Here is a 21,248-nt window from a genome sequence, read left to right on the forward strand (position 1 = left end):
AAGAAAGTCAGCTTGTGAGGGAATGTCCGGCCAGCGGCCGGTCGTAACCCGGAAAAGCAGGGAGGAAGAGACCGTTGAGAAGTGCCGGTATGGTGATAAGCACCGAAAAATATTCGGCTAAAGCCGAAGAACGGCCCCGATCCACTCGTCTGCGCCGGCTCTGTCGGTTATGCGTGATCTCCGAAAGCTGATTCCATTTTCCTTGCGCACAACATAAGCTTGTCGCATTTCGTAATATTTTACCGTTGGCCACTTCCGGCTGGAGACCTGCATAATGACCAAATCCGACAATCTGCCTGCAACCCAAGGCAAGCTTCGTTCGCGCGCGTGGTTCGACAACCCCGCCAATGCGGATATGACCGCGCTTTATCTCGAGCGTTACATGAACTTCGGTCTCAGCCAGGCCGAGCTTCAGTCCGATCGCCCGATCATCGGCATTGCGCAGACCGGCTCGGATCTTTCGCCCTGCAACCGCCACCATCTGGAGCTGGCGAACCGCCTGCGTGAAGGCATTCGTGAAGCCGGCGGCATCGCCATCGAGTTTCCTGTTCACCCCATCCAGGAAACCGGCAAGCGCCCGACGGCGGGTCTTGACCGTAACCTTGCCTATCTCGGCCTCGTGGAAGTGCTTTACGGCTATCCGCTCGATGGCGTCGTTCTGACCATCGGCTGTGACAAGACCACGCCTGCCTGTCTTATGGCGGCGGCCACCGTCAACATTCCGGCCATCGCCCTGTCCGTCGGCCCCATGTTGAACGGCTGGTTCCGTGGCGAACGCACCGGTTCCGGCACCATCGTCTGGAAGGCGCGCGAACTGCTGGCGAAGGGCGAGATCGATTACCAGGGCTTCGTCAAGCTCGTCGCCTCGTCAGCTCCCTCCACCGGCTACTGCAACACCATGGGCACGGCGACGACCATGAACTCGCTTGCCGAAGCGCTCGGTATGCAGCTTCCGGGCTCCGCCGCCATTCCGGCGCCTTACCGCGACCGTCAGGAAGTCTCCTACCTTACCGGCCTGCGCATCGTCGAAATGGTCAAGGAAGACCTCAAGCCTTCCGATATCATGACCAAGGACGCCTTCATCAACGCCATCCGCGTCAATTCGGCCATCGGCGGCTCCACCAACGCGCCGATCCACCTCAACGGCCTTGCCCGCCACGTCGGCGTCGAACTGACCGTGGATGACTGGCAAACCTATGGCGAAGACGTGCCGCTGCTCGTCAACCTGCAGCCGGCCGGCGAATATCTCGGCGAGGATTATTATCATGCCGGCGGCGTGCCCGCAGTCGTCAACCAGCTGATGACCCAGGGACTGATCATGGAAGACGCCATGACCGTCAACGGCAAGACCATTGGTGACAATTGCCGTGGCGCCATCATTGAGGACGAGAAGGTCATCCGTCCCTATGAGCAGCCGCTCAAGGAACGTGCCGGCTTCCGCGTTCTGCGCGGCAACCTGTTCTCCTCCGCCATCATGAAGACCAGCGTGATCTCGGAAGAGTTCCGCAACCGGTACCTCTCCAATCCGAACGACCCGGAAGCCTTCGAAGGCCGCGCCGTGGTGTTCGATGGTCCGGAGGACTACCATCACCGCATCGACGATCCGTCGCTGAAGATCGATGCCAACACCATCCTCTTCATGCGCGGCGCGGGACCCATTGGTTATCCGGGCGCGGCGGAAGTGGTGAACATGCGTGCACCGGATTATCTCCTGAAGGAAGGCGTCAATTCGCTGCCCTGCATCGGCGATGGCCGTCAGTCCGGCACGTCGGGCAGCCCGTCCATCCTCAACGCTTCCCCGGAAGCGGCGGCCGGTGGCGGTCTTGCCATCCTGCAGACGGGCGACCGCGTCCGTATCGATGTGGGCCGCGGCAAGGCGGATATCCTGATTTCCGGTGAGGAACTGGCCAAGCGTTACGAGGCGCTTTCCGCCGAGGGCGGTTACAAGTTCCCCGATCACCAGACGCCATGGCAGGAAATCCAGCGCGGCATCGTCAGCCAGATGGAAACCGGCGCGGTTCTGGAACCGGCCGTGAAGTATCAGCGCATTGCCCAGACCAAGGGCCTGCCGCGCGACAACCACTGAGGCGGAGTTAGCCGCCTTACGCCTTTCGCATCAGCCTCGGGTTATGCCCGGGGCTGAAACGTCCTGGGTAAACTCACCTGCTTACGAGATGTCGTCGCTGGCTGACTGGTTGCTGGGCTTTGGATAGGGCGCAAGGGTTGCCAGACATTTCTTCTCCCCGCCGGGGAGAAGGTGGCCCGAAGGGCCGGATGAGGGGGACCCTCTCCGAATATCTCTGGCGTCTCCCCTTCATCCCGCTGCCGCGACCTTCTCCCCGACGGGGAGAAGAAACAAGCAGCCACGTTTCGCTCCAGAGCTTGCTGTCAAGCTGCACAAGAGCGGACAAGGCGCGGGGGACATGCTTTCAGAAATTCAGATCACCGGGTAAAGCGACCAGAAGAACAGTTCATATTCCTGATCGCGATCGTCGTCGTGTGACTCGTCGTCGGGTCTGCGCGGTGTTTTGTCCTGAAACTCGGTCTCCACCCGCTCATTGACGACGGGCATCCTTCGGCCGATGCCAAAGAGGTCAAAGGAGAGCATGTTGAACCCTGCTACCATGGCCGTTTCCCTTCTTCACGCGAGTTAACGTAGCGTTAAGTTTCGCGCGTTGCCACGATTTCGTCAAGATTGGCCGGGGAATTTGTCTACCATTTTTAACAACAATGACGTGATCGGCGTTCCGCCGGTGCCGGATTTCGCGCAATGATCGTTTATCGGAGCGATTACAGAGCACCGTTGGAGGCTTCAGAATAGCTTTTTTCGGCCGCTTCCAGTGCGGAATCGGTGTCTGTTACATGGCCGAGGCTTTTCAGCGCGCTGGAAACGGCGGCGATATTGGCTTTTACCGCGTCCGGATTGGCGCGCCTGCCGGTATGGTTGAGCCTTATCAGCCTTTCCGCCCCGGGGCCGACACCGCCGGAAATATCGGCGCCCTGTTGTCTGGAGGCGGCCGAGAGAAACGCCCCGGCCTCGACGGTATCCGGCAATATTGCCGTGGAAACCAGTGCGGAAGCATGTGTCTCTTCCACCCATGTCGTTATGCCAAGCGCCTTGATGCCGGCGCGCGCGGCGGCTGCAGCCCGCTTATGGCGTTGATTGGCGGATGCGAGACCTTCCGCCTCGATCCTGTCCAGTGCCGCCTCAAGGGCGAAGAATTCCAGTGGGGCCGGCGTTCCGGGAAGCGCGCCGCGGCCGGTATCGAGCCAGAGTTTCTTCTGGTCGAGAAGCGAGAGCATGGAGTTTTCCGGCGCTGCGCCATGGGACAGAAGCTCCCACGCCTTTGCGCTGACCGAGATGGCCGACACCCCGGCCGGACCCGCCAGCGCCTTTTGCGGGCCGATGACCGCGATATCAATGCCCAGCCGGTCCGCCTCGAAGGCATGGCCGCCGATGGAAGCGACGGCATCGACCACGGTGACGATGCCCCTGTCTTTGGCGAGTGCTGCGATGGCGGGCAGGGGATTGAGAATGCCGCTCGCCGATTCCGCATGGACGATGGCGAGAAGATTAAAGCCGGTTCCGTCGTCCAGCGCCCGCTCGACCTCCTGAAGAGAGATCGGTTTTGCAGGGCTGGCGATGAGGTTGCGGACCGTCGCTCCGCCTCGTTCCAGCCAGCCGCCGAACCACGCGCCATAGGGGCTGGTGACGATATTGAGCGCCCTCAGACCCGGCCGCGCGAGGCTGGCGGCGGTGGCCTCGAGTGCCAGCACCGCTTCCGCCTGTATCAGAAGCACATCGTTCCTCGTGCCCATCAGGGCTGCCAGCCGGTCGGCAAGGACGGCGTAACGGTCTGCGGGAAAGGCGGGAGGGTCGAGAAGCAATGCGTAATCCGGGGCGGGCATATCGTCTTATCCTTAGGTGGTGATGGTGAGCCGCGGCGCAGCCTCGATCAGGGTTCGGGCAGTCGAGGATTGCGGTGCGGAAACGATGTTTGCGGTCCTGCCTATCTCAACGATCCGTCCTGCCTCCATGATGGCGACGCGATGGCAGACGGCGCGGATGACCGAAAGATCGTGTGAAACGAAGATGCAGGCAACGGCCGTCTCGCGCTGTATTTCGACCAGCAGCTCAAGGATTTGCCGGCGGACGGAAACATCCAGTGCCGAAACCGCTTCGTCCAGAATGAGAAGCGACGGCTTGAGCGCAATCGCCCGTGCAATCGCCACGCGCTGCCTCTGGCCGCCGGAAAGCTCGAAAACGGAGCGGCCGGCATGGCTGGCGGGCAGGCCGACACGGTCAAGAAGGCGGCGGATTTCCGCCGGTCGCTCCCGTCTGTCGACGATGCGGTGGATACGCAGCGGCTCGCCTATGGCGTCCTCGACGCTGGCGCGCGGATTGAACGCGCCATGCGTATCCTGAAACACCATCTGCATCTGTCGCCGCGCGGTGCGCAATTCGGCACCATCGAGCGCCAGCCAGTCACGGTTTTCAAAATTGACGGTGCCTTCGTCGGCGGGGATCAACCGCATCAGGATGCGTGCCAGCGTCGATTTTCCGCAGCCGGAGGGGCCGGCAAGCCCCAGCGTCTCGCCGGGCTGAAGCGAAAAGGAGATGTCGGAGAGCGCCGCAACCGTGCGTCCGCCGGTCCGGTAGGTTTTCGAGAGGTCTTCGACGCGGAGCAAGGCCTCATTCATGGCGCGGCCTCATTGATGAGAGGCGGTGTGGAGAGATCGAGATAATTGGAGAGCAATGCGCGCGTATAGTCATGCGCAGGCGAAGACAGCACCCGCCGGGTCGCGCCATGTTCCACCAGCCGTCCCGCGCGCAGAACCGCGATCTCGTCGGCAAGGCTGGATGCGAGGCCGATATCATGGGTGATGAAGACCAGCGTTCTTTCTTCCTCGCGCACCAGACCGTCCAGCAGCGCGGCAATGGCCGCCTGGCTGACTGTGTCGAGCGCGCTCGTCGCCTCGTCGGCGATCAGGATTGCGGGATGCGCGGCAATGGCGGCGGCAATTGCCACGCGCTGTCTCTGCCCGCCGGAAAGCTGATGCGGATAGGCGGTCAGAAGATGGGAGGGATGCGGCAGTCGCACCCGCTCCAGAAGGTCACGGGCAAGATCCCGTGCCTGGCGCCATGAGAGGCCGAGATGCCGCACGGCCCCTTCGGCCACCTGTTCGCCGATGGTGAGAACCGGGTTCAGCGTTGCGCCGGTATCCTGAAAAATGGTGCCGATATCACGTCCCGGCATGGGCCTGTCGGTGAAAATACCGCTGTCGCGGCTCCAGGAAATATCGCCGGAAACCCTAGCGTTCACGGGCAGAAGCCCGGCAATGGCCCTGGCGAGCGTCGATTTGCCCGAACCGCTTTCGCCGATGATCGCCAGCCTCTGTCCCTGCCGGATCGTCAGCGAAACATCCTGCAGCGCCGGTGCATCGCCCGCCGCATAACGGACGTTGAGATCGTCGATCCGGCAGAGTGCATTGCCGCTCATGGCGTTTCTTTCCTTGTCGCCATCGCCCTGTTGATGCCTTCCGCGAGAAGATAAACGCCGATGACGGTAACCAGAAGGCCGATGCCGGGGATGATGGAGAGAAACGCCGCCGAGCGCAGGACGTTGCGTCCTTCGGCGATCATCGAACCCCAGGTGACGATATTCGGATCGCCGAGACCGAGGAAGGACAGCGCCGCTTCCGTGAGGATGGCGGCAGCGACGATGATGGCGGCGAGCGCCAGAACCGGCGGGAGGGCATTGGGCAGGATTTGCCGAAAGGCAATCTCCAGCGGATGCATGCCGATGGCGCGGGCGGACTGCACATAATCGCGCTCGCGGATGCTCAGGACCTGCGCCCGCATCAGCCGTGCCGGATCCGCCCAGGCGCCAAGCGCAATCGCAAGGATGACGATGGGCATGGAGGGGCCGATGGTGCTGACGAAGGCGAGAGCGAGAAGGAAGTTCGGCACGATCTGGAAGGCGTCGGTAAGGCGCATCAGGGCTTCATCGACAAGCCCGCCCGCAAATCCCGCGATGGTACCGATGACGGTGCCGATCAGGAGGGCGGCGGCCGCAGCGCCGATGCCCACGAGCAGGGAAGCCTGTGCGCCGTGGGCAAGCCCGGCCAGCACATTGCGGCCCAGCCGGTCGGTGCCGAGCGGCAGGGCAGCGTCCGTGAAGGGCGCAACGAGCGGCTCGCCGACGATCGACAGCGGGTCGCCGGGAAACAGGAGGGGAGCGGCAAGCGCCGTCACGGCAAGCAGCGCCAGAATGATGACGCCCGCCAAACCCTCGAAACTGCGCAGGAGCCGGAGAACGAAACTCATGCCTGTTGCTCCCCGCTGCCGATGCGCGGATCGAGGACGGCATAAAGAATATCGACAACGAGATTGACGAGGATGACGAAGACGGCGCTCGTCAGAATGATACCCATCAACAGCGGCGTGTCGCGGCCGCTGACGGCTTCCTGCGCGAGGCGGCCGAAACCGGGAATGGCAAACACGCTCTCGATCACCACGCTGCCGCCGAGCATGGTGGCGGCTTGCAGGCCGAGCACGGTGATAAGCGGCAGGGCAGCATTGCGGGCGACGTGGCGCAGCACGATACGGCGTCTCGAAAGCCCCTTGGCTCTGGCGAACAGCACGAAATCCAGTGGCCAAACCGCCGCCATGGCCGTGCGCATGACACGCAGGAAAAGCGCCAGATAGATCAGCCCGAGACTGGCGACCGGCAGGACGAGATGGCGCGCAATATCGAGCGCCCTTGCCATGCCCTGTTTTCCGGACGCGATGGTTTCGATGCCTGACGTCGGTAGCCATCTCAGTTGCACGGCAAAGACGATGGCGAGCACGAGGCCGAGCCAGAAGCCCGGCGTGGCGTAAAGCGCCAGCGACAGCGCGGAAAGCACACGGTCGGTCAACCCGCCCGGACGCGCGCCAGCCACGATGCCGAGCGCTGTGCCGGTGATGAAAGCGAGCGCGGTGGCGCTGCCCATCAGCAGCAGCGTGTTCGGCAGGCGCTCGAGGATCAGCCCCAGCACCGGTCGGTCGAAGGCGAGCGACCAGCCGAGATCCAGCCGCAGCACCGAACTGGCATAGAGCCAGAAACGGGCCAGCACCGAACCGTTCAGCCCATATTGTTCGCGCAGCGCATCCCGCAGCCCGGCATCGCCGCCGCCAATGGAGACGAGATAGGCGTCGACTGCGTCGCCGGATGCGTTTTCAAGCAGGACGAAGGTGAAGATGAGAACGATCAGCAGCACCGGAATGGCGCTGACCGCCCTTCGCCGCAGCAATGTTGCCGCGCGTCTCACGCCGCTTCCTCAGGCATCGACCGCGGTATCGGCCCAGTTGGAAACGGCCCAGCGGGGATTGCTGGCGACATTCTTGACCGTATCGCGCGCCACCGTGATGAAACCCCATTCCGCGACGTTGATCAGCGGCAGGTCGGCGACGACCTGTTTCTGGAAATCCTTGTAGAGCTCGGTGCGGGCCGCGGTGTCCACGGTCACCGCCGCCTTATCGATCAGCGTGTCCAGTTCCTTATTCTCGTAACCGCCCTGATTGGAGAAGCCGACGCCGGCGGGAATGCCGGAGCGCACCAGAATGGTGGTCGAGATTGCAGGATCGCCACGGAAGACCGGCGGCGCGACGGCAAGATCGAAGGCGTGATCGGTGTAGACGGCTTTCTGGTGTGCGGCAGAATCATTGTTGACCAGCTCGGCATCGATGCCGATTTCCTGAAGCGCCTGACGAAGGTAGGAGCCGAACTGCTTGGTTTCATTGAAGTAGGGTGCGGGCAAAAGCTTCAGCGAAAAACGCTTTCCGTCCGGTCCGCGTGCATAACCCGCCTCGTCAAGCAGGGCGTTTGCCTTGGCGGTGTCGAAATCATAGGTCTCGACATCGTCGGTGTAAAATTCCGGTGCGTTTTTCGGCACCGGGCCGGTGGACGCCGTGGCGTAACCGAGGAAGACCTTGTCGATGACGAATTTCCGGTCGATGGCATGGGCGATGGCCTTTCTCACCTTGAGATCGGCCAGCTCCTTGCGACGATGGTTGATTTCGACAACGAGCTGATAGGTCAGCGCCTCGTAACCATCGGCGATCACCTTGATGCCCGGCACCTTGGCGATGCGGGCAAGGTCGGCAAGCGGCACGGCGGAAAAGGCGGCGAGCTGGATTTCTTCCGCCTCAAGTGCGGAGGCGGCACCCGCGCGATCTGGTAGAATGCGATAAATGATTTCGTCGAGCTGCGGCGCAGCCTTGCCCCAATAATTTGGGTTGCGGGTCAGGCGGTAATATTCGCCGGGCTTATATTCCGTAAAAATGAAGGGCCCGGTGCCGACTGGTTTGGTATTGGCAGGGTTGGTGGCGATATCGGTGCCTTCATAAAGATGTTTCGGGACGACGCTGGTGACAACCGGCAGCGCATTGCGGATGAGCTGGAAGGGCGTGGGCTTGGAGAAACGGAAGATGGCCGTGTGGTCATCAGGCGTTTCCACCTTTTCCAGATTGGCAAAGACCAGCCGGCCGAGGTTTTGCAGCGGTTTCCAGACGGAGAGCGCCGAAAAGGCCACGTCCGCCGAGGTGAAGGGTTTGCCATCGTGCCAGGTCACGCCTTCACGCAGCTTGAAAGTGGCGCTGAGACCGTCATCCGACCCCTGCCATTCCGTCGCAAGCCGCGGCTCCAGCCCGTCCTTGCCGGTGAAGGAGGCTTCCGCCAGCGGCTCGACGATCTTGCTGGCGATATAAAAAACGCCGTTGGAAGCGACGATGGCCGGGTTGAGGTTCTTAGGCTCGGAATCGGCCGCGACGATCAGCCGCCCGGCCGGTGCCGCCTGCTGTGCTGCGGCAATGCCGGCAAGTCCCGTGGTTGCGGCAAGAAGGAGCGACGACTTGAGAAGCGAACGGCGGGACAAATGGACAGGCGACATGAATTCACTCCGGAATGAGGGCGGGGCGGGCCTTTCCGCGGGGCCGCGGCCTGCCCGATCTTAAGACTGCAACCTCGGCAGTGTCCACGTTAATTCGCGGGCTTTACAGCAATGATTTTACGTTGCGTGAGCGTTTGCGGAAACAATATGCCTCAGAGCGGCAAACCGCTTTTCTCCCCTGTGGAGGCGTGAGGCCGGTGCGGCTCAAAAACTTGATTTAACGCAATAAAATTATGGGGTTGGGATGCGGCCTGCCGAGTGCTCCGCGCCGTGTTGCGTCTGCGGCGGAGGTGAAAATCTACCTCCGTGACCCCGTTTGGAAAGGGGTAATTAACCTTTATTTTCTATTTCAGGGAGACCGAAATATGTACGTTTATGATGAGTGTGCACGCTGCCATGAGTTTCTCCCGATCCAGATTCCAGAATTCGTCCAATAGCGTAGGGGAGGGGAGCGACAAGGCTCGTCATGCCGGTGGCCAGGCTGCCGGTCAGCAGGCGGCGGCGATGAAGGCGGGCGTTACACCGCGTCCGAATGCCGATGTCAGTGCTGCCGACGCTATCGAGGGCCGTGCTGAGATGCCGGGCTGGCAGAATGCTTTCGTGCTCGGCCCGAATGTCCGTTTTACCCGCACGCCGGAGAGCGCCTTTAGCCGGCGCATGCCGGTCGAGACGCCGAATATTCCGGAAGAGGAAGCGTCCGCTGCCGTTCTGCCCGAATCTGAGATGGCGGCGCAGCCGGAGGCCGTCGTGCAGCAGGAGATTGCGTCGCAGCCGGTCGTGAAATCGCCGGAGCGGCGTCTTCCGCCGCCGCGCATGCCCTTTCTGCCGCAGCCGCCCGATGCGCGTGGCGCCAGGGCGCTGACCTACAAATTGCGACTGGAACTTGCCCGCAAACAGGCGGAAGAGGCCGCCGCCGCGGCCCAGATGCCGCCGCAGGCCGAGGCTGTCGCGATCGTTGAAACGCCGGTGATGGCTTCACTCGCCCAGCCGCTGCCCGCCGCGCCGCTTGCTGATGCCGGGCAGGCAGCTGCGCCGCAGGCTTCCATCCCCGCTTTTGCCGCCCACCTGCCGGATGAGCTTTTCTGGGAAGTCATGACGCTCGACCTGCCTGATGACGCCGGCGAGGGTGTTTCCGCATCCACGCGCGCTGTTCTTGCAGGGCAGTTACGGGTAAATCCCGTGCTGACAGCGCCGGTGGTTACGGCACCGGTCGTCACCGCCGCAACGGCTCCCATTCGGCTTTCGGCCGAGCCTCCCATCGTCAGAGTGCCGGGCGGATCGGCAATCAGGCTTTATCGCGAAATCGGCGTGCGTCAGTCCGTGGTCCCGGCCCCGGTTCAGATTACCGAACCGGAGAACGCACCGCAGCCGCAGCCGGTCGTGGAAGCGGCAATGGTCATCGAACCGCAAAAGACTGTAGAGCAGGCCCAGCCGGTGGAGAGAATCGCGGCCGAGCCACGTTTCACGCCCCGCGCGCCCATCCAGGCCTCGCAGCCCATGTTCCGGGAAGCGCCGGTCTTTGCGGACGGCGAATATGAATATCCCTCCATCGACCTCCTGCAGCAGGCCCGCGTGCAGCAGACCACCACCATGACCCCGGAAGCGCTGGAACAGAGCGCCGGGCTTCTCGAAAGCGTGCTGGAGGATTTTGGCATCAAGGGCGAGATCATCGATGTCCGCCCCGGCCCCGTCGTGACGCTTTACGAATTCGAGCCCGCACCCGGTGTGAAGTCCTCGCGCGTCATCGGCCTGTCCGACGATATCGCCCGTTCCATGTCGGCGCTTTCGGCGCGTGTCGCCGTCGTGCCCGGCCGCAATGTCATCGGCATCGAGCTGCCCAACCCGGTGCGCGAGACGGTCTATCTGCGCGAGTTGATCGAAGCGACGGATTACAGCGAAACCCGCCAGAAGCTCGCGCTTTGCCTCGGCAAGACCATCGGCGGTGAGCCTGTCATTGCAGAACTCGCCAAGATGCCGCATCTGCTCGTTGCCGGCACCACCGGCTCGGGCAAGTCGGTCGCCATCAACACCATGATCCTGTCGCTGCTTTACCGGTTGAAGCCGGAGGAATGCCGCCTGATCATGGTTGATCCGAAGATGCTCGAGCTTTCGGTCTATGACGGTATTCCGCATCTTCTCACGCCTGTCGTCACCGATCCGAAAAAGGCGGTCATGGCGCTGAAATGGGCCGTGCGCGAAATGGAAGACCGCTATCGCAAGATGTCGCGTCTCGGCGTTCGCAATATCGACGGTTACAATGCAAGGGCGGCTGCCGCCCGCGCCAAGGGCGAGACCGTGTTCTGCAATGTGCAGACCGGTTTTGACCGCGCCACCGGCGAGGCGGTCTATGAGCAGGAGGAAATGGACCTCACCGCCATGCCTTACATCGTCGTCATCGTCGATGAGATGGCCGACCTGATGATGGTCGCCGGCAAGGAGATCGAAGGTGCGATCCAGCGTCTCGCGCAGATGGCACGCGCCGCCGGCATCCACCTCATCATGGCGACCCAGCGTCCGTCCGTCGATGTCATTACCGGCACGATCAAGGCCAATTTCCCCACCCGCATCTCCTTCCAGGTGACGTCGAAGATCGACAGCCGCACCATTCTCGGCGAACAGGGTGCGGAGCACCTGCTCGGCCAGGGCGACATGCTGCACATGATGGGCGGCGGCCGCATTGCCCGTGTCCACGGTCCCTTCGTTTCGGATGAGGAAGTGGAAAAGGTCGTGGCGCATCTGAAAACGCAAGGGCGTCCGGAATATCTCGGCACCGTCACGGAAGATGCAGACGAGGCCGACGAAGAGGCGGAAGAGGAAACGGCGGTCTTCGACAAGACCTCGATGGGTGACGACGACAGCGACGATCTCTACGAAAAGGCCGTGAAAGTCGTCATGCGCGACAAGAAGTGCTCGACCTCCTATATCCAGCGCCGCCTGTCCGTGGGCTATAACCGCGCCGCCTCGCTGGTGGAGCGCATGGAGCAGGAAGGCATTGTCGGTCCTGCCAACCATGTCGGCAAACGCGCCATCATCGCCGGTGAGCGTGATTCCTACGATGCCATGGGCGCGGACGACTGATCGTCGCGTGGATTTCTACAGTGAAGACCTCCGATGCAGGTCCTTCACCTCGCGATGCCGGGTTTGACCCGGCATCCAGCCACGGCGCGTCCGCGCCGTGAAATGGCCCTTTTCCGATCAAGCAGCATTTGATCGCGCCGGATTCCAGCTCAAGGCTGGAATGACCGATTTGAGGGCGTATCAAGTCCTGTGATTTATGAGCGCTTCAGGCACGATATTCGATTGCAAAAACGTGCCCCATGAATAGCGTGTGCGGCATGGATTCTGGAATCGGGAGGGTTCCCCGCATGTCGCATGACAATCAAAACGTCACCGTTCTGGCCAGGCTGGATGAGCTGGAGCGCTTTTGCCGCGCCGTTTTCCTAGCCGTCGGCACGGATGACGAAACGGCCGATGCGGCGACCCGCGCCATGATGCACGGCACGCGGCTTGGCGTGGACAGCCACGGCGTTCGTCTGCTTGCCCACTACATCACGGCGCTTGAAGGCGGGCGTCTCAATCCGCGGCCGCAGATCAGCCGTGTGTCCGGCTTCGGCGCGGTGGAAACGATCGATGCCGATCATGCCCATGGCGCCCGCGCTACCTATGCGGCCATGGATAACGCCATGGCGCTTGCGGAGAAATTCGGCATCGGCGCGGTGGCGATCAGGAATTCCTCGCATTTCGGCCCGGCCGGCGCTTATGCGCTGGAGGCGGCGCGGCACGGTTTTATCGGCCTTGCCTTCTGCAATTCCGACAGTTTTGTGCGCCTGCATGATGGCGCGATGCGTTTCCACGGCACCAACCCCATTGCCGTTGGCGTGCCGGCTGTCGATGACATGCCCTGGCTTCTGGACATGGCGACAAGTGCCGTGCCCTATAACCGCGTTCTGCTTTATCGCAGCCTCGGACAGCAATTGCCTGGTGGTGTCGCCTCGGATGGTGACGGGGTCGATACGCGTGACCCCAATGCCGCTGAAATGCTTGCTCCGGTCGGTGGCGAGTTCGGCTTCAAAGGGGCCGCACTGGCGGGAATGGTGGAGATTTTCAGTGCGGTTCTTACCGGCATGAAGCTCAGCTTCGATATAGCCCCCATGCCCGGGCCTGATTTTTCCACGCCGCGCGGGCTTGGGGCCTTCGTTCTGGCGCTGAAACCCGAAGCCTTCCTCGAACGCGCGGTGTTCGATGAGGGCATGACACGTTATCTCGAAGTGCTGCGGGGCTCGCCCGTTCGCGAGGATTGCAAGGTCATGGCGCCGGGCGACAGGGAATGGGCCGTGGCGGCAAGGCGGGAGAGGGAAGGGGCGCCTGTCGATCCCGTCACCCGTCAGGCGTTTTCCGAGCTTGCGGCAAAATTCTCGATCAGCCCGCCCGCCTATCATTAAAGCGATCTGCCGCGGGGCGGCTGCTTGCCGGCGTCATCGCACCGTCAGGCGGGGCGAAGCATCATGTTGGGACGTGAATAGGGGGCGGTCGCCAGGCTCAACCTTTCGGCCACGACAGGGCGTCCGAGATAATAGCCCTGCGCATAATCGATTTCCATCTGGCGTATCAGCCTCAACTGCTCTTCCGTCTCCACGCCTTCGATCAGGATCTTGTGACCACGATTGCGGATGAGGCGGATCATGTCCTGCAACATCGCCCGGCCGCGCGGCGTCTTGCTGTCATGCAGGAAGGAGCGGTCGATCTTGACGGTGTCGAAATCCGTCATGCGCAGCCAGGAAAGGCCGGCGAAACCGGTTCCGAAATCGTCGAGCCATATATTGATGCCGAGCGTCTTCAGGTCATTGAGGCAGCGCAGCACATCCGAATGCATTTCCATGTCCACGCCTTCGGTAATTTCGAAGGCAAGCCTGTTGCCGGCAATTCCCGCCTCGACGAGGATTGCCGCGACCGAGGTGGCAAAGCCAGGGTTCTTCAATTGCATCGGCGACACGTTGACGCTGACCACCGCCACCCTGTCATCGGCGAGAATCTGCTTGCAGACGGTCTTGATGGTCCAGAGGCCCAGCTCCATGATCGTGCCGGTGCGCTCGGCAATGGGAATGAAGATGCTTGGCGAGACAAAGCTGCCATCAAGCAACCGCAGCCGCATCAGCGCCTCGGCTCCCACCGTTTCGTTGGTCGATACATTGAGGATCGGCTGGTAGACGAGGGAAACAAGGTCTTCCGCCACGGCGATTTTCAAGAGTGCGGCGATGTTCTCCGTCTCGTCGCTGGTCTGCGGATCGTCCGGGTCGAACAGTTTCATGCAATTGCGGCCGTTGCCCTTGGCGATATATAGCGCCCGGTCTGCCTCGTTGATGATCTTCTCGAGCTTGCCGTCAGCATTGGGGCGGGTGAAGGACGCACCAATGCTGACGGTGACGATGAAGGTGCCGTCTCGGCGCTGGTCATGCGCAAGCGACAGGTCTTCGACGGTGTGGCGGATGGTTTCTGCAAGCTCGCCCACCTGCTGCTTGGACCTGAACGGCGCCAGCACGATGAATTCCTCGCCGCCATAACGGCCGATGGAGGCGCCATGGCCGATGATGGCGTCCTGCAGTGCGTTGCCCACGGTCACCAGACATCTGTCGCCTTCCTGGTGGCCATAACGGTCATTGTATTTCTTGAAGAAGTCGACATCGATGAGGAGAACGGCAAAACCTTCCTCCTTCTTGCTCCAATTGTCCCACAGCAGGCGCAAATGATGATCGATGGCCCGGCGGTTCTGCAGTCCGGTCAGGGAATCGGTGTTTGAGAGCCGCAGCAGCGCCTGTCCCCGCTCTTCCGCCGCCTTCTGCTGGGCCTTGGCCTCCAGCGCGTTGAGAAAGACATGGTACCGTTCCCGGTTCAGGTTCCAGTTCACGTAGGAGGTGAAGACGAAGCAGGATATGTAAAAGGTGCCGAAAGCGAGCTTGTAGAAGATGTCTTCGGGAAATTGTGTCACGGCCAAGAAATAGGTGACGAGAATGATGCCCGAAGAAACGAGCGAAAGATGGAAGCGGAAGGTGAAAAACAGATTGGCGCCCATCATGAAGATCGCCCCGAAAACCATGTAATAGGACATGTTTTCGAGATTGTCGGTCAGGAGTGAAGGGACCAGCCAGCCAATATATCCCATGACGAGGGCGGTGGCGCAGGTAAGGTCGAGCGCTGCGGTGCTGGCGCCGATGCGCAGCTGTATTTCCAGCGTCAGCAGGGAGGACAGGACCACGAGCAGGCGTGCGACGATGGTGTAAAAAGCAACGTCAGGTATCAGAATGATGTCGGTAACGGCAAACAGAAGATAGATAAAAACAGCCGTCCACAGGCCCTGTCTGATCGAACCACGGCGGCTGCGCTCACCTTCCTGCTGGTAAAGGGCAAGAAGTTCATCAGAAAACCGGGAGTCCGGCTGCCGATAGTCTTGCTGTCCATTCACCTCTCCCGATGTGTGCTTCATGCACTTTCCCATAGTGTTGCGTATACTTTATCAAGTAACTGCTTATTCCACTTTTCCGTGTGCTGTAGCACCCGGTGCGGGTTCCTGCCGATCTCTCCCAATGCGAGCGGAAAACATAGAAAGGAAGAACGCATCATACGTTCGCAACATTAAGTTTCGCTAAACTGCGTATCCACTTTCTCCTCCGCCCCTAAGTGTGACCAAAAAAATACGCTAATCTACTAATCTATCCCTACACCGCTCAAAAATCGAAAGCGAGTGGCCTTCCGGCTCCCAGAAACGTATAGTTAACAATGTGTTAATACTGGAGGCTGAAGTGGTGCGGGTAAAGAAGAAAAATCTTGACGGGGCAAGTCTGATCACCCCGGATACTGTCGCAAAAGAGATTTTTGCACGCAGGACGGAAAATTTCGATGAGCAGTTCGCAGTTGCGAAAGCAGAAATCGCGCTCATTCTCGAATTGGCACAGCAGCAGTTCGACAATGGTGTTTCAGCACGTGAGATAATACATCGAACGGCCGGCGCGCTGCATGGCCTGCGCGAAAAGCTCCACTCCAGCGTGTGGGCAGAACTGATTCCGCTGGTACAGAATCACGCGGTGTCGGACTATTTTCTCGAGGATCCCTTCACACGCTGGTCGTTCGAAAAGCCGAGAGGTTATTCGGGTGATGCGCAGCTTCTCGACTTCATCTACGGTCACGACAGCGTTGCCGATCTGGTGAAGAAAGCCACGCCGCTTGGCGCTGCCCTTTATGACTACACCAGGGACGCCAGTTCCTCGGTTGCCGTGCGCGAGCGGCGGGATCTGCTGACGCGCTTCGTGGACGAGGCTGCGGCCCGGCATGGCGAGGAAACGGAAATCCTCACCATTGCGTCGGGACATCTGCGCGAGGCGGATGCATCCGTTGCATTGAAAGAGGGCAGGATAAAGCGCTGGGTGGCGCTCGATCAGGACCCCTTGAGCGTCGGCTCCGTCGCGCGTGATTTCAATGGCAGCCGCATCGAGGCGATCGACGGCTCCGTGCGCGATATCGTCCTGCGCACGCAGGAACTGGGCACCTTCGATCTGGTCTATGCCGCCGGTCTCTATGATTATCTGAATGACAGGGTGGCGATCAAGCTCACCCGGCGCTGCATGGAGATGCTCAAACCCGGCGGAATGTTCCTCTTCGCCAATTTCTCCGAGGATATCGTCGTCGACGGCTATATGGAAACCTTCATGAACTGGGCGCTGCTCCTGCGCTCGAAGGCGGATATGTGGCGCATCGTCAATGCCAGCGCCGATCCCTCGAGCATCGAGGCGGATGTGTTCTTCGGCGAAAACCACAATATCGTCTATGCGACGATGCGTAAGAAGGGCTGAGGCCCATCTGCTGGCTGTTCAGCTGGAGCGAGCGGGTGCCGCCTGCTTCTTCTCCCCGTTGGGGGAGAAGGTCGCGGCAGCGGGATGAGGGGGCAAGGGTCGAGATATTCGGCAACGTTGCCCCCTCATCCGGCCCTTCGGGCCACCTTCTCCCCAGCTGGGAGAAGAATAGGTGGCAACTCCACCAATCTCGCCCCCTGTTCGGCAAGCGTCTCTCGCTGCCAATAACCATTTGATTAAACGCTGCTGCGGGCCTAAGAATCCGCGCCGAATGCGTTGCAGAATGGAATGGCTGAAATGAAGAGATATTATTCGGATATGGGCGGTCTGGCGGGGCAGACGGAACTGCTGTCGAGCAAGGCTGTTTTCAAGACGGCCTATGCGGTCATCCCCAAAACCGTCATGTCCGATATCGTGACGAGCGTGCTGCCGCACTGGACCGGCACGCGGGCCTGGATCATTGCCCGGCCGATGACGGGTTTTTCCGAAACCTTCGCGCAATATATCGTCGAGGTGCAGCCCGGCGGCGGCAGCGACCGGCCGGAGCCCGATGAAAGGGCGCAGGCGGCTATCTTTGTCGTCGACGGTGAAATGACGGTGGAGTTCGAGGGCGCGCAGCATACCCTGCGGGAGGGGTCTTTTGCTTTCCTGCCAGCCGGCTCGCGCTGGCAGCTGCGCAATTCCGGCAAGGCGCCCGTCAAGTTCCATTGGGTCCGCAAGGCGTTTCAGGCAGTCGATGGCCTTGAGCCGCCGCCGGCGATCTTTTCGCATGAGGATGAGATTGCCCTGTCGGCCATGCCCGACACGGACGGCAAGTGGGCGACGACCCGGTTCATTGATCCGGAGGATGTGCGCTACGACATGCATCTCAACATCGTCACCTTCCAGCCGGGTGCGACCATTCCCTTCATGGAAACCCATGTCATGGAGCACGGTCTCTACGTGCTGGAAGGCAAGGCCGTCTACCGGCTGAACGAGGACTGGGTGGAAGTGGAGGCGGGCGATTTCATGTGGCTGCGCGCCTATTGCCCGCAGGCCTGTTACGCGGGCGGGCCGGGCCGGTTCCGCTATCTGCTCTACAAGGATGTGAACCGGCATGTGAAGCTCTGGTAATGGGCGGCATATTGCCTGAAACCGTGATTTATCGCGCAATCCGCGGGCTTGCGCGATAAATGCTTGCTTTAGATCAAATATCCCTAATAAATCCCAATATGCGGTTGGCGATCGCTGCTCCGCATGATTTCGGCATCCGCCCGCATTCATCCTGAAGAAGACTGCCCGTATGATTGAGACGATCGATACCAATATCTTCAATCTTGCGCCCGTGGCGATGTGGATCGAAGATTTCAGCGCGGTGAAGAACCAGTTTGATATCTGGCGTGCGGAGGGTGTCGAGGATATCAGGACTTTTCTCCTGGAGGATTTGTCCCGCGTCGCGGCATGTTCGCAGAAAATCCGCGTGCTTCAGGTCAACGCCAAAACGCTGGAGCTGTTCGAAGCGCGCGATCAGGCGCATCTCGTCGACAATCTGCACCGGATTTTTCGCGATGATATGCTCGAAAGCCACGTGAACGAACTTTCGGAACTTTTTGCGGGCAAGACGGAATTCACCAGCAATGCCGTCAATTATTCGATCGGCGGAAAGCGGCTGGATATCCAGCTGCGCGGCGCGGTCATACCCGGCCATGAAGAAACGCTCGGGCGGCTGCTGCTGACGACCGAAGATGTGACGGAACGCGAGGAGGCCCGCCGCAAGGAGCTTGTCAACCGTCGTTATGCCGAAGGCATGTTCAAGCATTCGCCGGTTTCCCTCTGGGTGGAGGATTTTAGCCGGGTCCGTCGGCTGATCGAGGAAGTCAGGGAACGCGGCATCATCGATTTTCGGGTGTTCATGGATGTGCATCCCGAATTCGTTCGCCAATGCATGAGCGAAATCCGGGTGATCGACGTCAACCGGGCGACGCTGGATCTGTTTTGCGCACCGGACCGGCAGGTTCTGTTGCAGCGGCTCGGCGATATTTTCCGCGGCGAGATGGAAAAGCCTTTCCGTGAGCAATTGATGGAGCTTTGGAACGGCAATCTCACCCATCACCGCGAGGTGGTGAACTACGCGCTGGATGGTTCGGAGCGGCATGTGCTGCTGCACTTCTCCGTTTTTCCGGGCCATGAGCGCGACTGGTCGCTGGTGCAGGTGGCGCTGACGGACATCACCGCGCGCAAGAAGGCGGAAGCCTATCTCGAATATCTGGGCAAGCACGATGTGCTGACCAAGCTGCATAACCGCGCTTTTTATTCCGATGAGCTGAACAGGCTGGATCGCAGCGCGCTGCGCCCGGTTTCGGCGATTGTCATCGATCTCAACGGCCTGAAGGACGCCAATGACAAGCTGGGACACGATGCCGGTGACGCGCTTCTGCGGCGCATGGGCGAGGTTCTGAACGGCGTCGTGACGACGCCCAACCATGCGGCGCGTATCGGCGGCGACGAATTCGCCATCCTGCTTCCCGGGGCCGACAAGCAGATCGCCGCGGCCATGGTCGATACCGTTTATGAGCTGCTGAAGATCAATAACCAGTTCTATTCCAGCGCGCCGCTCAGCCTGTCGCTCGGTGTTGCAACCAGCGAGGCTGGCGAGACGATGGAATCGTTGGTGCGCCGCGCCGATATGAATATGTACGAGCAGAAAAATGCCTATTATGCGGCGCTGCGTAACAGATCCGCCGATAATAGCGATGCGACGAAGACCAGCCCGCAGCCTGAAAGCACCTCGCTGAAGCGCCTGTTCTGACATTCAGACGGCCAGGGCTCTTTGACGTGCGGGGCAGTTCCTGCTTATGGCAACGGACCCATCGTCTTCACCGATATGCCCGCTAAGCCGCATTCCTCGATCTTCGATGGACTGGCCGGAATGCAGACGCGAGCGGTCTTAGCTTGTCGAGTGACTTGCCCTCAGCCTCGACGTCATCCTCGGGCTTGTCCCGAGGATTTGCCGACGTCACTAAGAATCGCAAGGGCTTGGATGCTCGGGACAGGCCCGGGCATGACGGAAGGGGTGCGGGACTTCACTTGTCCGACTGTTGCCTCCGGCTAGTCGCGATATGTCCCGCCTCTAACGCCATTTATCCTCCGCCCCTTGTAACCACGCCCTGTCCAATCCGTCTCGCCAGCTTTCACAACCGCGTGAGAGCGCTGTTGCGCTGCAACAAATCCATTGCCTGAATTTTACATACGTCTTAGTATGTATGTAAATGTGACCTATTTTATGGATTCGGAGCGCAGGATGGCGAAGAGATTGGGACAGATCGTGGCGGTGTTCTTGACGGGCATCGTTCTGGTCGGATGTAGCGATGAGCAGGCGTCTGCGCCCGGCGCGCCTCCACCCGGCGCGGTGAAAGTCGTGACGGTGAAGCAGGAAGAATTGCCCATCAACAATGAATTGCCGGGGCGCATCGCGCCGACAAGGCTTGCCGAAGTGCGCCCGCGCGTTTCCGGCATCATCGTCGAACGGGTGTTCGAGCAGGGTTCGCTCGTCAAGGAAGGCGACGTTCTTTACCGGATCGATCCCGCACCGTTTCAGGTTCGTGTCGACAGCGCGGAAGGAACGCTGCGCCGGGCGCAGGCTGCACAGCTGCAGGCGCGGCAGACGGCGGACAGGCAGCAGCAATTGCGCCGTTCCAACGTAGGTTCTCAGCAGGAATTCGACAATGCAATCGCCCAGCTGGCGCAGGCGGATGCCGAGGTGGCCGTTGCCGAAGCCGGTGTCGCCGAAGCAAAGCTCAATCTGCAATATGCCAATGTGACCGCACCGATCAGCGGCATGATCGGCCGGGCGCGGATCACCGAAGGTGCGCTTGTCAGCGCCACCGGTTCGGAAAATCTGGCGACGATCCAGCAGCTTGATCCGATTTATGCCGATTTCACCCAGCCTGCCGCCGATCTCATTCGTCTGCGCAAGGCCCTGCAGGACGGTCAGCTGATGACCGGCCCGAATGAGGCCGAGGTCAACCTGCTGTTCGATGACGGCAGCCGTTATCCTATTCCCGGCCGCCTGCTGTTTTCCGAAGCCGCGGTCGATGAGACCACCGGTCAGGTGACGTTGCGTGGCGAATTCCCCAATCCGAATGGCGATCTGCTGCCGGGCATGTATGTCCGCGTCCAGATCCAGCAGGGTATTGAGAGGGCAGCCTTCGCGGTGCCGCAACAGGCCGTGCAGCGCGATGCGGGCGGGCAGGCGAGCGTGCTTGTCGTCAACGCGGAAGACACGGTCGAGCAGCGGCGTGTCAGCGTCGGCCGTGCCATCGGCGACCGCTGGGTGATTTCCGAAGGGTTGAAGGATGGTGATCGCGTGGTTGCCGAAGGTTTCCAGAAAACCGCACCCGGCGCGAAGGTGAAGCCCGAACCGTGGTCGCGCGAGGCCGATGTCGCCGCCGCTGACGGGGCGGCTGCCCCGGCTGCGAAGCAATAAGGACC

At 60.9% G+C, this 21,248-nt stretch carries 15 protein-coding genes; 7 read left to right on the plus strand and 8 right to left on the minus strand.

What is annotated here, in order from left to right:
* Positions 1-274 precede the first annotated feature (274 nt).
* Complete coding sequence (locus AC1ROR_RS16165; RefSeq protein ID WP_051796065.1) at positions 275-2,086, plus strand: IlvD/Edd family dehydratase; 1,812 nt, start codon at positions 275-277, stop codon at positions 2,084-2,086.
* A gap of 351 nt (positions 2,087-2,437) precedes the next feature.
* Here AC1ROR_RS16165 and AC1ROR_RS16170 read toward each other — a convergent pair whose 3' ends face one another.
* From AC1ROR_RS16170 to AC1ROR_RS16200, 7 genes are all read right to left on the minus strand, one after another.
* Positions 2,438-2,626: a hypothetical protein gene (locus AC1ROR_RS16170; RefSeq protein ID WP_003506556.1), complete on the minus strand. Its 189-nt coding sequence runs from the start codon at positions 2,624-2,626 to the stop codon at positions 2,438-2,440.
* Positions 2,627-2,790: 164 nt separating this feature from the next.
* Entirely contained in the window at positions 2,791-3,909 is a 1,119-nt protein-coding gene (locus AC1ROR_RS16175) for a pyridoxal-phosphate-dependent aminotransferase family protein (protein WP_498590020.1), read from the minus strand.
* Positions 3,910-3,921: 12 nt separating this feature from the next.
* Positions 3,922-4,701: an ABC transporter ATP-binding protein gene (locus AC1ROR_RS16180; RefSeq protein WP_498590021.1), complete on the minus strand. Its 780-nt coding sequence runs from the start codon at positions 4,699-4,701 to the stop codon at positions 3,922-3,924.
* Positions 4,698-5,501: an ATP-binding cassette domain-containing protein gene (locus AC1ROR_RS16185; protein ID WP_498590022.1), complete on the minus strand. Its 804-nt coding sequence runs from the start codon at positions 5,499-5,501 to the stop codon at positions 4,698-4,700. The genes AC1ROR_RS16180 and AC1ROR_RS16185 overlap by 4 nt, the downstream gene beginning before the upstream one ends.
* A complete protein-coding gene (locus tag AC1ROR_RS16190) occupies positions 5,498-6,328 on the minus strand; it encodes an ABC transporter permease (protein WP_498590023.1) in 831 nt (276 codons plus the stop codon). The genes AC1ROR_RS16185 and AC1ROR_RS16190 overlap by 4 nt, the downstream gene beginning before the upstream one ends.
* A complete protein-coding gene (locus tag AC1ROR_RS16195; RefSeq protein WP_498590024.1) occupies positions 6,325-7,314 on the minus strand; it encodes an ABC transporter permease in 990 nt (329 codons plus the stop codon). Before AC1ROR_RS16195 ends, AC1ROR_RS16190 begins: the two co-directional genes overlap by 4 nt.
* Before the next feature lie 9 nt (positions 7,315-7,323).
* Entirely contained in the window at positions 7,324-8,934 is a 1,611-nt protein-coding gene (locus AC1ROR_RS16200; protein WP_498590025.1) for an ABC transporter substrate-binding protein, read from the minus strand.
* A 375-nt stretch (positions 8,935-9,309) separates the two neighbouring features.
* On the opposite strand from AC1ROR_RS16200, the gene AC1ROR_RS16205 reads away from it, so the two are divergent.
* Together AC1ROR_RS16205 and AC1ROR_RS16210 are read left to right on the plus strand one after the other, a co-directional pair.
* Positions 9,310-12,012 carry a DNA translocase FtsK gene (locus tag AC1ROR_RS16205; RefSeq protein ID WP_498590026.1) on the plus strand — a complete coding sequence of 901 codons (2,703 nt, stop codon included), beginning with the start codon at positions 9,310-9,312 and terminating at the stop codon, positions 12,010-12,012.
* 287 nt (positions 12,013-12,299) lie between these two features.
* A complete protein-coding gene (locus AC1ROR_RS16210) occupies positions 12,300-13,376 on the plus strand; it encodes an Ldh family oxidoreductase (RefSeq protein WP_498590027.1) in 1,077 nt (358 codons plus the stop codon).
* A gap of 44 nt (positions 13,377-13,420) precedes the next feature.
* On the opposite strand, the gene AC1ROR_RS16215 is transcribed toward AC1ROR_RS16210, so the two are convergent.
* Entirely contained in the window at positions 13,421-15,415 is a 1,995-nt protein-coding gene (locus AC1ROR_RS16215) for a putative bifunctional diguanylate cyclase/phosphodiesterase (RefSeq protein WP_498590028.1), read from the minus strand.
* A gap of 316 nt (positions 15,416-15,731) precedes the next feature.
* On the opposite strand from AC1ROR_RS16215, the gene AC1ROR_RS16220 reads away from it, so the two are divergent.
* The 4 genes from AC1ROR_RS16220 to AC1ROR_RS16235 all read left to right on the plus strand — a co-directional run bounded on the left by AC1ROR_RS16220 (position 15,732) and on the right by AC1ROR_RS16235 (position 21,243).
* The gene (locus tag AC1ROR_RS16220) at positions 15,732-16,778 is read left to right on the plus strand and encodes a class I SAM-dependent methyltransferase (protein WP_035220748.1); all 1,047 of its coding nucleotides are present in this window, start codon (positions 15,732-15,734) and stop codon (positions 16,776-16,778) included.
* A 288-nt stretch (positions 16,779-17,066) separates the two neighbouring features.
* Complete coding sequence (locus tag AC1ROR_RS16225) at positions 17,067-17,891, plus strand: bifunctional allantoicase/(S)-ureidoglycine aminohydrolase (RefSeq protein ID WP_498590029.1); 825 nt, start codon at positions 17,067-17,069, stop codon at positions 17,889-17,891.
* Between the two features lie 169 nt (positions 17,892-18,060).
* Positions 18,061-19,566 (plus strand): sensor domain-containing diguanylate cyclase, encoded by a 1,506-nt coding sequence (locus AC1ROR_RS16230; RefSeq protein WP_498590030.1) that lies wholly within the window; start codon positions 18,061-18,063, stop codon positions 19,564-19,566.
* Between the two features lie 492 nt (positions 19,567-20,058).
* Positions 20,059-21,243 carry an efflux RND transporter periplasmic adaptor subunit gene (locus AC1ROR_RS16235; protein ID WP_142170412.1) on the plus strand — a complete coding sequence of 395 codons (1,185 nt, stop codon included), beginning with the start codon at positions 20,059-20,061 and terminating at the stop codon, positions 21,241-21,243.
* Positions 21,244-21,248: the final 5 nt, after the last annotated feature.

Source organism: Agrobacterium sp. GW821-FHT14E08, from assembly GCF_058803865.1.

Excerpts from the sequence above, each read along its gene's own strand:
- AC1ROR_RS16165 (WP_051796065.1), top strand. The coding sequence starts at position 275 with ATGACCAAATCCGACAATCTGCCTGCAACCCAAGGCAAGCTTCGTTCG.
- AC1ROR_RS16170 (WP_003506556.1), bottom strand. The coding sequence starts at position 2,626 with ATGGTAGCAGGGTTCAACATGCTCTCCTTTGACCTCTTTGGCATCGGC.
- AC1ROR_RS16175 (WP_498590020.1), bottom strand. The coding sequence starts at position 3,909 with ATGCCCGCCCCGGATTACGCATTGCTTCTCGACCCTCCCGCCTTTCCC.
- AC1ROR_RS16180 (WP_498590021.1), bottom strand. The coding sequence starts at position 4,701 with ATGAATGAGGCCTTGCTCCGCGTCGAAGACCTCTCGAAAACCTACCGG.
- AC1ROR_RS16185 (WP_498590022.1), bottom strand. The coding sequence starts at position 5,501 with ATGAGCGGCAATGCACTCTGCCGGATCGACGATCTCAACGTCCGTTAT.
- AC1ROR_RS16190 (WP_498590023.1), bottom strand. The coding sequence starts at position 6,328 with ATGAGTTTCGTTCTCCGGCTCCTGCGCAGTTTCGAGGGTTTGGCGGGC.
- AC1ROR_RS16200 (WP_498590025.1), bottom strand. The coding sequence starts at position 8,934 with ATGTCGCCTGTCCATTTGTCCCGCCGTTCGCTTCTCAAGTCGTCGCTC.
- AC1ROR_RS16205 (WP_498590026.1), top strand. The coding sequence starts at position 9,310 with ATGATGAGTGTGCACGCTGCCATGAGTTTCTCCCGATCCAGATTCCAG.
- AC1ROR_RS16210 (WP_498590027.1), top strand. The coding sequence starts at position 12,300 with ATGTCGCATGACAATCAAAACGTCACCGTTCTGGCCAGGCTGGATGAG.
- AC1ROR_RS16215 (WP_498590028.1), bottom strand. The coding sequence starts at position 15,415 with ATGAAGCACACATCGGGAGAGGTGAATGGACAGCAAGACTATCGGCAG.
- AC1ROR_RS16225 (WP_498590029.1), top strand. The coding sequence starts at position 17,067 with ATGGCTGAAATGAAGAGATATTATTCGGATATGGGCGGTCTGGCGGGG.
- AC1ROR_RS16230 (WP_498590030.1), top strand. The coding sequence starts at position 18,061 with ATGATTGAGACGATCGATACCAATATCTTCAATCTTGCGCCCGTGGCG.
- AC1ROR_RS16235 (WP_142170412.1), top strand. The coding sequence starts at position 20,059 with ATGGCGAAGAGATTGGGACAGATCGTGGCGGTGTTCTTGACGGGCATC.